Origin of the sequence: Streptomyces sp. NPDC058751, assembly GCF_042746485.1 — a bacterium.
In the GTDB taxonomy this organism is placed as follows: domain Bacteria; phylum Actinomycetota; class Actinomycetes; order Streptomycetales; family Streptomycetaceae; genus Streptomyces.
The window spans coordinates 95,310-106,934 of record NZ_JBHYPZ010000018.1 but is presented as its reverse complement, the minus strand read 5'-3'; the positions used below and the strand labels follow the sequence as shown (position 1 = coordinate 106,934).

Sequence of the window (11,625 nt, the reverse complement as noted above, 5' to 3'; positions counted from 1 at the left end):
GCGACACCCCGGCCGGGGCCGCCTAGCGTGGCTCCATGACCTCGCGCGAAGCCCTCGATGCCCGTGACGCCGTGGACCCGACAGACGCCGGAGGCGCGGGAAGCGCCGGTGACACCGGAGGTGCGGGAGGCGGCGACGCGCTCGCGGACGCCGGCACGGTCGACGTACGGCCGATCACCGCCTCCGACCTCCCCGACTGGCTGCGCGCCGTGAAGACGGGGTTCCTGCAGGAGCCGGTCGTCTCGGACGAGGACGTCGAGAACCGCAGGCCGGGGATCGACCTGTCGAGGACCCAGGGCGCGTTCGACGGCTCCCGCTGCGTGGCGACGTTCCGGTCGTTCCCGCAGGAGCTCACCGCGGTCGGCGGGGCGGCCGTCCCCGCGGACGCCATATCCGCCGTGACCGTCTCCCCCACGCACCGCCGCCGGGGCCTGCTCACCCGCATGATGAGGACCGACCTGGCGGCGGCGCGGGAGCGGGGCGATGTCGTCGCGACCCTCATCGCCGCCGAGTACCCGATCTACGGCCGGTTCGGCTTCGGCCCCGCCACCACCGCCACCGAGTGGACCGTCGACGTACCGCGCACCGGTCTCGACCCGCGCCGGGCGGGCCCGGACGACGGCGGCCGCATCGACCTCCTCGACGGCGAGGAGGTCCGCAAGGCAGGACCCGAACTGCACGAGCGGTTCCGGCGTGGCAGGCCCGGCGTGGTCGACCGCGACGACCGGTGGTGGCAGATGAACACCGGCCTCCTGAGGTTCGGCGGCTTCCCCTGGAAGGAACCGTTCTACGCCGCCTACCGCTCGGCGTCGGGCGAGATCGAGGGCCTCGTCTGCTACACCGCGGACGACGACTGGGGAGACTCCAACCAGCCCCACAACACCGCGGAGGTGAGGTGGCTGCTCGCGGTGACACCGGCGGCCGAGCGCGCCCTGTGGAACTACCTCTGCTCGATCGACTGGATCACCCGGGTCAAGACCGGACGGCGCGCCCCCGACGACCTGCTGCCCCAGTTCCTGCCGGACCCGCGCGCCGCCCGCATCACCAGCCAGTGCGACTGGCTGTGGGTGCGGATCCTGGACGTCGTACGGGCTCTGGAGGCGCGGACGTACGGAACCGCCGGGACGCTCGTGCTGGACGTGCGGGACGAGAGCGGGCCGGACGGAGGCCGCTACCGGCTGCGGGCCGCCCCGGACGGTACGGCGACCTGCGAGCCGGTCACCGAGGAGGCGGACCTGACGCTGTCCGTCGCCGATCTGGCGACGCTGTGGCTCGGGGACGAGTCCGCGGTGCGGCTGGCGGCGCTGGGCCGGGTCCGGGAACGGCAGGAGGGCGCCGCCGCTCTGGCCGACGCCCTGCTGCGGACGTCCAGGCGACCGTGGTGCCCGGACATCTTCTGAACTGCGGCTGCGGGTGCGGACGTTCTCCTTCCGTGCGGGTGGCGACTGCTGTGACTTCAGATGCCGCGACTTCAGATGCCGCGACTTCAGATCCGTAGCGATTCAGTTGTGGTCGTGCGGGTTGACGCGGTGGTGCGGGCCGACCGTGCTCCCGGCTCCCCTCCGGAGGGGAGTACGGCCGGCCTGACCGGCGGACGGTGGCGTCCGCTCAGCCGGACTGGGCGAGCAGCATCACGAGGATCACGGCCCCGATGCCGCTGACGGTGGTGTTCCGGGCCTTGAGCCCGACGGACAGCGCGACGAACGCGATGATGCCCATCGGCCCGTACTCCCACTGGATGAGTTGCTCGAATCCGATGGCCAGGGCGGCGACGGCGAGGGCGACGAGTGGCATGACGGTCCCTCCTCGGGGACGGGAAGCGGACCCCCGCTGAGGACCGTCCGCCCCGACCACCTGCGTCCAGGTGAAGCTTCGGCGGCCAACCCTCCGGAAGTTTGACCATGTTGTGCAAGTTGGCGACCAACTCACTCTTACTTATCTCCGTGTTGGGACGACTCATAACCACCTATCCGGCAACTGCCCAAAGATGGCGGGAAGTTGTAGTGTTCGGGTTGTGGAGCCGAAGCATGCCGTCGTCAACGGACGGAACAGGTCACCACGGCCGCCGAGGTCGCACCGGGAGGTGGCCGACGAGCTGCGCAGCCGGATCCGGTCCGGTGAGCTGCGGGCCGGCCAGCGCATGCCGACCCAGGCCAAACTGGCCGACGAGTTCGGCGTCGAGCGCGGCGCGGTGCGCCAGGCGCTGCGCATCCTCCAGTCGGAGCAACTGCTCGTCAACGTGTCCAAGGGGAGCCCGGCCACGGTCGCGGACCATCCCGAGAGGGTCCTGAGCGGGCCGCAGGCGCAGCCGCAGTCCACCATGGTGGCGCTCGCCCCGCGGATCACGGCGGCCTTCGAGGCCCCGCAGGTGCGGATCGACGCGCTGTGCCTGACCGCCGTCTCGCTCACCCTCGCCATGGGCGAGCCGTTGCGCGAGATTCACGCGGGACGCACAAAACCGGCCAGTGTCGACGTCCGGGTGCTGCTTCCCAGCCGGGACATCGACCTCGCGTTCCCCGCGCCGGTCGACGGCGCGGCGGACGACCGCCTGCGGCGCCGCTGGCTGGCCCAGCGCAACGCCCAGGTGCAGGTGCTGCGGCACAACCTGCTGGCACTGCGGGCCACGCACGCCGTCGACGTGCGGGTGTCCTTCCGCGCGCTGCCCTTCACCCCGCCCGTGAAGCTGTACCTGCTCAACGGGGCCGAAGCGCTCTTCGCCTACTACACGCTCGCGCGGCGGGGCGAGGAGATCGACCACGAGTACCTGGAGATGTACGACGCCCGGGGCACGCAGTCGATGCTGTTCCCCTTCGGTCAGGGGGCGGGACTGCGGGACACCACGTTCGTGGAGCAGTCCCACCTCTGGTTCGACGCGCTGTGGGAGACCATCAGTTCGGAACTGCTGATCACGAACTGACGGCCGGCCCCGCCACCAGCAGGGCCAGGACGACGGCTCCGATGGAGCTGCACGTGGGGTTCTTCGCCTTGATCCCGACCGTGAGCAGCAGCAGCCCGACGATGCCCGTCGGTCCGTACTGCCACTGGACGAGCTGCTCGAAGCCGACGAGGAAGACGGCGGAGAGGAGGGCGATGGCGGGCATGGTGGTTCCTCCGGCTTCTCTTCGGTGACCTGCTCGGGGTGCTCGATGCCACGGATGGGCGAGGGGGAGGCAAAACTTCCGCCATCTTGGCCAAGTTGGTAACCAACTCTGGTTAGGTTGTCCCCACTTGGTAAGCATCCATAAACAACTTCCGAGTAACTCCCCATAGATGGGAGAGAGTTGTACCGTTTGGTCGTGACACGGGAGAACGTTGTGGCGAGTGACAGCAACAGAAGGCTTTCGCCCCAGGAGATCGCCGACGTCCTGCGGGAGCGCATCCGCACCGGCGAGCTGAAGGCCGGTGACCGTCTGCCCACCCAGGCGGAACTGGCCGAGGAGTTCGGCGTCGAGCGCGGTGCGGTCCGCCTCGCCCTGCGCGAGCTCCAGGAGGACGGCCTGCTCAGCAACGTCAGCAAGGGCAGCCCGCCGAGGATCGCCGAGGCCGCTCCCACCCGGAACGGCCCCCAGCCGACCATGGTGGGCCTCGCCCCCCGGATCACCGAGGCGTTCTCCGCCCCCCACGTACGGATCGACGCGGTCTGCCTCACCGCGGAGACGCTGGGGGTGGCGCTCGGTGAACCGGTCCGCCGGATCCACGACGGCAGGATCGCCCCGGAGCGCATCGACGTGCGGATCCTGCTGCCCAGCCGGGAGATAAACCTGGCGTTCCCCGTCTCGGTCGACAACCACGACGACGAGGACCCGGCCCACAAGCGCTGGCTGAGGCAGCGCAACACCCAGGGCTACGTCCTGCGCCACAACCTCCAGTCCCTGCGCTCCTCCCACGGCATCGATGTCCACGTGACCTTCAGGGCCCTGCCCTTCACCCCGCCGGTGAAGCTGTACCTGCTCAACGAGGCGGAGGCGCTGATGGCGTACTACACGATCACCCGGCGGGAGGAGACGAGCTCGGAGGGCAAGAAGCTGGACATGTACGACGCCCTCGGCTCCGCGTCCCTGCTCTTCTCCTTCGAGAAGCGCGCCGGCGGCCGGGACGCCGCGTTCGTGGACGAGTCCCAGAAGTGGTTCGACGCCCTCTGGGAAACCATCACCACGGACCTGAAACTCACCTAGTGACTTCTGATACGACGCAGACTGATGCGGTGGCGACACAGACGGAGAACCTGCGGGAGACGATCACCGGAGCGCGCTTCGTGCTCTTCGACTTCGACGGACCGATCTGCCGGCTGTACGCGGGGCACGCCGCCGAGACGGTGGCCAGGAACCTGGTCGAGTGGCTCGAACAGCAGGGGATGCGGGGGCTGTTGACGCCCGAGGAGCGGGAGCACCCCGATCCGCTGGTGGTGCTGCACGCGGTCGACCGGCGGCGTCCGCGCAGCGACCTGGTGGCCGAGCTGGAGGCGCGGTTCACCCAGCAGGAGCTCAAGGCGGTGGCCAGGGCGTGGCCCACCGAGTACGCCGACGCGGTGATACGGACCTGGACGGCCGTCGGCGCCAGGCTGGCGATCGCCACCAACAACTCGCCCCGCACGGCGGCCCGTTACCTGGAGAGCCGCGGGCTGACCGAATGCTTCGCCCGCCACATCTACGGCCGCACCCAGGACCTGCACCACCTCAAGCCGGACCCCGACTGCCTCAACCGGGCCCTGACGGCCCTCGGGGCGGAGCCGTCGAAGGCGCTCATGATCGGCGACGCCCCCTCGGACCTGCACGCGGCCCGGCGGGCCGGGGTTCCGTTCCTCGGCTACGCGCGTCACGAGGAGAAGGAGAAACAGCTCCGGGACGCGGGGGCCGAGCACGTGGTGGCGTCGCTCGAGACGGTGCTGCGGGTGCTGCGGGGGCAGACCTGAGGGCGCGCGCTGCCCCGAGGGGGTGAATGGCGGGACGGCTCGCGCGACGACCGGGCCTCTTCTGGAATTATGCCGATCCACGAGTGGCGACGGAGCGCACGGAGTTACCGTTCTCCCCTCTTTTCTCTTTGGTGTGCGGTCGCGTGAGAGAACGGTCAATGTCACCCGAATCGGCTTCCCGGGCTCTGAAGCGAGCCGTTGAGTTGAGTGGCGACGCGGGCGTGGTCGAAGGGCCGCTCCACGGATACCACCACGAGACGTATGTCGCTCCGTTGCCGGGTGGAGAGGTCCGCTGGAAGTGCCGGGAGCCGAGGCCCGGGCTGCTGTGGTTCGACCGACGCTGTTTCGCCTCCGAAGAGGAGCTGCTTCGCGCGTTGCAGAGGCGCATCGACGGCATTCCCGACCTCATCCAGGCGGGCTCCGCCAGTCTTCAGCGGTTCATCGAGGGGGAGACGCTGGGGGCACTGTACGGATCCGGCCGTGAGATCCCCCCGTTCCTCCTCGGGCAAATCGTTTCCCTCTTCTGGCAGTTGGCTCGTGTGAAGCCCGATTCCCTGGCCGCGGAACGGACGTGCACATCCGACGACCGGGCGGCCGAAGGCGACACCGCCGAGTTCCTGGAGCGGCTCATCCTGTTCACGGAAAAGCGGGTGTACCGCAGGAATATGCCCAAGTTCGAGGGCCTGTTCCGCGATCTCGATCTGCACGCCGGCTCCTTCGGGCACCTCCGAAAGCAGGTGTCGGGACTGACCCGCCGCCCTTTCTGTCTGCTGCACGCCGATCTCCATCGTGAGAATTTCGTCATCGACGCGCAGGGCCGGCTCTGGACGATCGACTGGGAGCTGGCGATGTTCGGCGACCCGCTGTACGACCTGGCCACGCACCTCTATCTGATGCGGTATCCGCAGGACCAGGAAAGCCGGATGAAAGAGCGGTGGCGCGCGGCTGTCGAGGATGCCGCTCCCGGCAGTTCGGCCGGCTGGGAGGAGGACCTGCCCAAGCTGCTGGCCTTCAAGAAGGCCCAGTCCGTCTTCACCGACGTCAGCCGGACAGCTCTGTCGCTGGCCGAGGAGCCGGAGGTCGACGAGCGTGTCCTGGTTCACGCGGGTGGCAGGATGCAGGAGGTGCTGCGTGCCGCGGCGACACCGCTGGGGATCGATTCGCCGACGGTGGAGCACGTCACGGCCTCGCTGGAGAAGTGGTACTTCAAGAATTACACCCCGGTCGGCGCCGAGCGCCTGCCACGCCCCGGTCCGAGGCCCCGGCCATGCGTAGGCTCGTGACCATGAGTGACACCGGACTGCGTGAACGCAAGAGGCGGCGGATGTACCAGTCCGTCTCCGACACCGCCATCGGCCTCTTCCTGGAGAAGGGGTTCGACGCCGTGTCCGTCGCCGAGGTCGCGGCCGCCGCCGAGATCTCCAAGCCGACGCTGTTCCGGTACTTCCCGTCCAAGGAGGACCTGGTCCTGCACCGGTTCGCGGACCACGAGACCGAGGCCGCGCGGGTCGTCGAGGAGGGCCGGGCGGCCGGGCGGTCCGCGATCGACGCGCTCCGCGAGCACTTCACGGACGGTCTGCGCCGGGAGGACCCCGTCACCGGCCTCAACGAGCACCCGGGCGTCCTCGCCTTCCACCGGCTGCTCTACGGGACGCCGTCGCTGGTGGCGCGCATGTACGGGTATCTGGAGCGGTCCGAGGCCGCGCTCGCCGCCGCGCTCGCGGAACCGCTCGGTGCCGGGCTCGACGCGCGGCTCGCCGCCGGGCAGATCACGGCGGTGCGCCGCATCCTCGCCGAGGAGAACCTGCGGCGGATCTCGGAGGGGGAGCGGGTGGAGGCCGTACGGCCCGACGCGGTGGCGGCGGCCGAGCGGGCCTTCGCGCAGCTCGCGGCGGGGTTCCCGGGACTCGCACGACAGGCGCGCGACAGTCATGGGACCGGGTAAAGAATGTTACTCGGTTAAGTTATTCCGGTACGCTGGATGGAATGACGCCACCCGACGCCTCCCGACGGCCTGCCCCGGACCTGCCGCTCACCCGCTCCCTCTCCCGTGAACGCGCCTTCCACGACACCTGCCGCGCCGCCCTCGCCGCGATGGTCGACGGCGCCGAGGAACAGGTCGTCACCGGCGAGGACGTCTCCGCGTCCGGGGCCGACGCCGAAGTGCTCGGGTACCAGCTCCGCAGCAAGGCCAAGGAGATGCGGGAACTGCCCCGGGGCCCCCTGTTCTTCGGCCGGCTCGACTACCAGGACTCCGTGGCCGCGGCAGGCGACCACGCCGGGCAGAGCTACCACATCGGGCGGCTGCGGATCAGGGAACACCCCGCCGCCCCGCCCCTCGTCGTCGACTGGCGGGCCCCCGTCTCGCGCGCCTTCTACCAGGCGGGCGCCCGCGACCCCCAGGGCGTCGCCGTCCGTCGGCGGTTCGGCTGGGCCCCCGGCAGCCGCGGCGACTCCGCCGACCTGACGGGGCTGGAGGACGAACCGCTCGGCGCGGAGCCGCCGTCGCCCGGCCCGGCCCCCGCGGCGCAGGCCGGAGCGGGACCCGCGGGGAGCGGGACCGGCCCGGGAGGCTCGATCCTCGCCGAGGAGATCGAGCGCCCCCGCGTCGGCCCCATGCGGGACATCGCCGCCACCATCCAGCCCGAACAGGACGATCTCGTACGGGCCGATCTGGCGGCCTCGGTCTGTGTGCAGGGCGCCCCGGGCACCGGCAAGACGGCCGTCGGCCTGCACCGGGCCGCCTACCTCCTCTACACGCATCCGCAGCGCGTCCGCCGCGGCGGCCTGCTGATCCTCGGCCCCAACCGCACCTTCCTGTCGTACATCGCGGAGGTCCTCCCCGCGCTCGGGGAGACCGGCGTGCGCCAGTCGACCGTCGGGGAGGAGATCGCCCGCCGTCCGGTGACCGGCGAGGACGACGAACGCGCCGCGGTCGTCAAGCACGACGCCCGGATGGCGCGGGTGCTGCGCCGGGCGCTGTACGGGAACGTCGGCGCACCGGCCGACGACCTCGCCGTGCCGGACGGGACGTACCGCTGGCGCGTCCCCGTCGCCGTACTGCGCCGCATCGTGGACGACGTACGGGCCGAGGAGTTGCCGTACGCCGTCGGACGGGAGCGGGTGCGGACGCGTGTCGTGCACTACGTGCGGGAGAAGGCCGAGCTGCGGGCCGGGCCGCAGACGAACGCCTGGGCGCAGCGGATCTCGCGGGCCCGGCCGGTCGGCGCGTACGTCGACGCGGTGTGGCCCCGGGTGCGCCCCGAGGAACTGCTCGCCCGGCTGCTCACCGACGCCGGGGAGCTGGAGCGGGCGGCCGAGGGGATCCTCGACGCCGACGAGCGGAAGGCGCTCCTGTGGGCGAAGCCGCCGAGGTCGTGGAAGTCGGCGCGCTGGTCGGCCGCCGATCTCGTCCTCCTCGACGAGATCGCCGGGATGGTCGAACACCCCGAGGGATACGGCCACCTGGTGATCGACGAGGCGCAGGACCTGTCGCCGATGGAGTGCCGGGCCATCGCGCGGCGGGCCTCCTACGGGTCGCTGACCGTACTCGGGGACCTCGCGCAGGGCACGACTCCCTGGGCGGCGCGGGAATGGGGGGAACTCCTGGTCCACCTGGGGAAACCGGACGCGGCCGTCGTCCCCCTGACGGTCGGTTTCCGGGTGCCCGGGGCGATCGTCGAACTCGCCAACCGGGTGCTGGACCGCCTCGACGTGGGCGTCCCGCCGGCCCGCTCCCTGCGCGGTGACGGGGAGCTGAGGATCCGGCCGGCCTCCGACCCGTTCGCCGAGACCGTCACGGCCGTACGGGAGGCACTCGCGTACGAGGGGTCCATCGGGGTCATCACCGCGGACGCGGACGCCGAGAAGGTGCGGGACGCGCTCCGCGCCGCGGGGATGAGCGCCGCCGGGGCCGACGATCCGGGCGCCCGGATCGCGGTGGTGCCCGCGAGCCTGGCCAAGGGACTGGAGTACGACCACGTCGTGGCCGTCGAACCGGCGGCGATGGCCGAGGCCGAGGCGCGCGGGCTGCACCGGCTCTACGTGGTGCTGACCCGGGCGGTGTCACGCCTGGACGTGGTCCACGCCCGCCCGCTGCCCTGGTGACCACCTGAGCGCGGGCGGGACGGGCCGACGGCCGGTGTCCCGCCCGCCCCGTGCGGCGCGCACACCCTCGGGCGTGCGCGCCGGAAGGGTTACTGCCGGGCCGCGCGGCGGCGTACGACCAGGACCGCGCCCGCACCGGCGGCCACGGCCGCGGCCGCGGCGCCCGCGATGGGCAGCGCAGGGCCGGAACCGGTGGCGGCGAGGTCACCGCCCGTGGTGGAGGTGCCGCCCGAGGATCCGGTGGCCGAGGAGCCGCCGGTGGTCCCGGATCCGCCCGTCGTCCCGCTGCCGCCGGTGGAGCCCGACCCGCCGGTGGAGCCGCTGCCGCCGGTGGAGCCCGAGCCGCCCGTCGAGCCGTTCCCGCCCGTCGAACCGCTTCCGCCCGTCGAGCCGCCGCCCACGACGTCGAGCAGGATGTCGGCCTTGTCGTTCGCCTTGTTCACGTCGTACGGGCGGGGATCGGCATTGAGGATCGCCCAGCCCTTGGCTCCCGGCACCGCCTTGTCGATCTTCAGCTTGAAGGAGTAGGTGTTCACCTGGCCCTCCTCCACCCAGCCCTGCCCGGTGTGGCAGGAGTAGATTCCGGCTGACGGGCTCTTGCAGTGCGGTGCCTTGACCACGGTCGTACCCGCGGGCATCTTGATCAGGACCCGGGTCGGTTCCTCCGAGCGCGCGTGATACAGCACCCATCCGGGGCCGGCGTTGGTGAACTTCACCCTGGCCTCGACCGTCTCCCCGACCCGGCCCTTCAGCTCCGCTCCCGACAGCTGGAAGTCGGCCGTGTTCGCCGCGGCCACCCGCACCCGGGCCTCGGCGTACATCGCGCCCTTGCCGGTGAGGACGGAGCCGGACTGCTCCACCAGCTTCGCCGCGGGAGCGGTTCCGCGCACGGGCCCGCGGGCGCCCTCGTCGGTGCCGAAGTCCCAGCTCCCGACGGCGACGTCGAGATATTCGTACAGTGCCCGCTCGGAAGCCTTGAGGGTCAGCTTCTCGGGCGCGTAGACGACACCCGGTTCCATGACCTGGTCGAACTCGCAGGTCAGCTGGGTTCTGGGCACCATTTCGTCGTACGAGCCGATGGTCCACCGCACGCAGTTCGAGGGTACGTCGGCGTAATCCAGCTCCGTGGTGACGATGTACGACAGCCAGACCTTCTCCATCGCCTCGGGTCCCACGGTGCCGAAGGTGATCGGCGCCGCGAAGGTGCTCCCCGGCTTCACTCCGCTGATCGGCGCGGTGCCCCCCAGCACCAGCCCGGTCTTGGGAGGGTCGGCCACGGCGCCGGGGGCGGCACCCAATGTGATCAGCGCAGCGGCGCCGATGACGCCGACGGCGCTGCGAAGTGTGCGGAGGCTGTGCCCGGAGCGGAGCATGCGGTTACCTCGGGTGAAGTGGGGGAAATGGACGGTGAATTACGGGGGAACACAGGTTCCGTACGTCAGACACGCGCCGATGTCGAACAGTTGTACCGGTGGCCGTCACGATCGGCGGGAGATCTCGCGACGGGTGTCCCGTCTCAGCCGGGTCCGGGCGTCTGAGGTCCTCCGAGCGAACCGCTCCTGGAACGAGGGGGGTTCGGTCCGGACGGTTCCGGCGGCCGGGACCGCATCGATCCCTGTCGGCGGGTGCACGGCCGCCGGGGAGGCCCGGTCGATCCGTGCCGACGTCAAAGGCCCTTCAGGACACGATCAAGTGCGGACCGGCCCGCGGGCCCCCAGTTCGGCTTGCCGCCGGGCAGGCCGAGGTCTCCGTTCCGGCCCATCGACATCAGGAACAGGCCCTTCATCGCGGCCAGTCCGCGCGCCCGTCGCACCGCCGCCTCGTCCGCCCGCGCGTAGCTGTCGAAGAACCGTGAGGCGCCGCCCGCGGGGAGCAGCAGCCAGGCGGCCGCGAGGTCCCACGCCGGGTCGCCGGCGAAGAGCGCGCCGAAGTCGACGACACCCGCCAACGTCCCGTCCACGACGACGACGTTCGCGGGATGCAGGTCGCCGTGCACCCACACCGGTTGGCCCTCCCACCCCGGCGCCGCCACCGCTTCGTCCCAGACTTCACGGATCTCGTCGGCGCGGCCGGCGGGGGCGACGGCCTGGAAGAAGTGCTCGAAGCCGTCCGCGCAGTCCTTGGGGTGGGCACCGAAGTCCGAAGCGGTCGGCGCGTCGGCGGGCGCCTCCACGTGCAGAGCCCTGAGGAAGTCCGACAGCGTCTCGGCCGCGTGGTCGCCGCGGGTGATCGAGCCGTGGTCCAGCGGAGTGCCCTCGACCCATGTCATGACGGTCCAGATCTTGGGGAAGTGCTCGGACGGCGCACCCTCCCGCACGGGGACGGGAACCGGCAGCGGCAGGCGCGAGGCCAGAGCCGGCAGCCACCGGCGCTCCTTGAGCTGGAGAGCGGGGCTCGTGTCCATCCTCTGCATCCGGACGGCCAGCTCGTCACCGAGGCGCCACATCTGGTTGCCCCAGCCGCCCGCCACTTCGCGGACGGGCAGCTCGGCCAGGTCCGGATGCTGTTCCCGAAGCAGGTCGCGGACCAGATCCTCGCTGATCTCGATCTCGGGCTCGATCATGCCGAGTCACCGTACTCGAAGTCATGACCGGCCGGAGATCCCG

General features: G+C 71.2%; 11 protein-coding genes. 7 read left to right on the top strand and 4 right to left on the bottom strand.

All coding sequences use genetic code 11. The features are described 5' to 3' along the window. The first annotated feature begins 35 nt into the window (after positions 1–35). Positions 36–1,400 (top strand): GNAT family N-acetyltransferase, encoded by a 1,365-nt coding sequence (locus tag ACFW6B_RS18645; protein WP_386597308.1) that lies wholly within the window; start codon positions 36–38, stop codon positions 1,398–1,400. 208 nt (positions 1,401–1,608) lie between these two features. Here the strand turns inward: ACFW6B_RS18645 and ACFW6B_RS18640 are convergent, their stop codons facing one another. Then, a complete protein-coding gene (locus tag ACFW6B_RS18640) occupies positions 1,609–1,794 on the bottom strand; it encodes a hypothetical protein (protein WP_037622368.1) in 186 nt (61 codons plus the stop codon). 193 nt (positions 1,795–1,987) lie between these two features. Between ACFW6B_RS18640 and ACFW6B_RS18635 the strand changes: the two genes are divergently transcribed. Beyond that, positions 1,988–2,917 carry a GntR family transcriptional regulator gene (locus tag ACFW6B_RS18635; RefSeq protein WP_386597305.1) on the top strand — a complete coding sequence of 310 codons (930 nt, stop codon included), beginning with the start codon at positions 1,988–1,990 and terminating at the stop codon, positions 2,915–2,917. Here the strand turns inward: ACFW6B_RS18635 and ACFW6B_RS18630 are convergent. Further along, a complete protein-coding gene (locus tag ACFW6B_RS18630; protein WP_386597303.1) occupies positions 2,907–3,101 on the bottom strand; it encodes a hypothetical protein in 195 nt (64 codons plus the stop codon). The genes ACFW6B_RS18635 and ACFW6B_RS18630 overlap by 11 nt on opposite strands. A 189-nt stretch (positions 3,102–3,290) precedes the next feature. Between ACFW6B_RS18630 and ACFW6B_RS18625 the strand changes: the two genes are divergently transcribed. From ACFW6B_RS18625 to ACFW6B_RS18605, 5 genes are all read left to right on the top strand, one after another. Further along, entirely contained in the window at positions 3,291–4,175 is an 885-nt protein-coding gene (locus ACFW6B_RS18625) for a GntR family transcriptional regulator (RefSeq protein WP_386597301.1), read from the top strand. Next, the gene (locus ACFW6B_RS18620; protein WP_386597299.1) at positions 4,124–4,912 is read left to right on the top strand and encodes an HAD family hydrolase; all 789 of its coding nucleotides are present in this window, start codon (positions 4,124–4,126) and stop codon (positions 4,910–4,912) included. The genes ACFW6B_RS18625 and ACFW6B_RS18620 overlap by 52 nt, the downstream gene beginning before the upstream one ends. A 203-nt stretch (positions 4,913–5,115) precedes the next feature. Then, positions 5,116–6,195 (top strand): phosphotransferase, encoded by a 1,080-nt coding sequence (locus ACFW6B_RS18615; RefSeq protein WP_386597297.1) that lies wholly within the window; start codon positions 5,116–5,118, stop codon positions 6,193–6,195. Between the two features lie 2 nt (positions 6,196–6,197). Further along, positions 6,198–6,857: a TetR/AcrR family transcriptional regulator gene (locus tag ACFW6B_RS18610; protein WP_386597295.1), complete on the top strand. Its 660-nt coding sequence runs from the start codon at positions 6,198–6,200 to the stop codon at positions 6,855–6,857. 41 nt (positions 6,858–6,898) lie between these two features. Further along, positions 6,899–9,019 carry a HelD family protein gene (locus ACFW6B_RS18605; RefSeq protein WP_386597293.1) on the top strand — a complete coding sequence of 707 codons (2,121 nt, stop codon included), beginning with the start codon at positions 6,899–6,901 and terminating at the stop codon, positions 9,017–9,019. A gap of 89 nt (positions 9,020–9,108) precedes the next feature. On the opposite strand, the gene ACFW6B_RS18600 is transcribed toward ACFW6B_RS18605, so the two are convergent. Both ACFW6B_RS18600 and ACFW6B_RS18595 read right to left on the bottom strand, forming a co-directional pair. Further along, positions 9,109–10,392 (bottom strand): hypothetical protein, encoded by a 1,284-nt coding sequence (locus ACFW6B_RS18600; protein WP_386597292.1) that lies wholly within the window; start codon positions 10,390–10,392, stop codon positions 9,109–9,111. Between the two features lie 293 nt (positions 10,393–10,685). Continuing rightward, a complete protein-coding gene (locus ACFW6B_RS18595; protein WP_386597290.1) occupies positions 10,686–11,582 on the bottom strand; it encodes an aminoglycoside phosphotransferase family protein in 897 nt (298 codons plus the stop codon). Positions 11,583–11,625 lie beyond the last annotated feature (43 nt).

What these genes read in the sequence shown, in the direction of transcription:
- ACFW6B_RS18645 (WP_386597308.1), top strand. Translation starts at nt 36, where the DNA reads ATGACCTCGCGCGAAGCCCTCGATGCCCGTGACGCCGTGGACCCGACA.
- ACFW6B_RS18640 (WP_037622368.1), bottom strand. Translation starts at nt 1,794, where the DNA reads ATGCCACTCGTCGCCCTCGCCGTCGCCGCCCTGGCCATCGGATTCGAG.
- ACFW6B_RS18635 (WP_386597305.1), top strand. Translation starts at nt 1,988, where the DNA reads ATGGCGGGAAGTTGTAGTGTTCGGGTTGTGGAGCCGAAGCATGCCGTC.
- ACFW6B_RS18630 (WP_386597303.1), bottom strand. Translation starts at nt 3,101, where the DNA reads ATGCCCGCCATCGCCCTCCTCTCCGCCGTCTTCCTCGTCGGCTTCGAG.
- ACFW6B_RS18610 (WP_386597295.1), top strand. Translation starts at nt 6,198, where the DNA reads ATGAGTGACACCGGACTGCGTGAACGCAAGAGGCGGCGGATGTACCAG.
- ACFW6B_RS18605 (WP_386597293.1), top strand. Translation starts at nt 6,899, where the DNA reads ATGACGCCACCCGACGCCTCCCGACGGCCTGCCCCGGACCTGCCGCTC.
- ACFW6B_RS18600 (WP_386597292.1), bottom strand. Translation starts at nt 10,392, where the DNA reads ATGCTCCGCTCCGGGCACAGCCTCCGCACACTTCGCAGCGCCGTCGGC.
- ACFW6B_RS18595 (WP_386597290.1), bottom strand. Translation starts at nt 11,582, where the DNA reads ATGATCGAGCCCGAGATCGAGATCAGCGAGGATCTGGTCCGCGACCTG.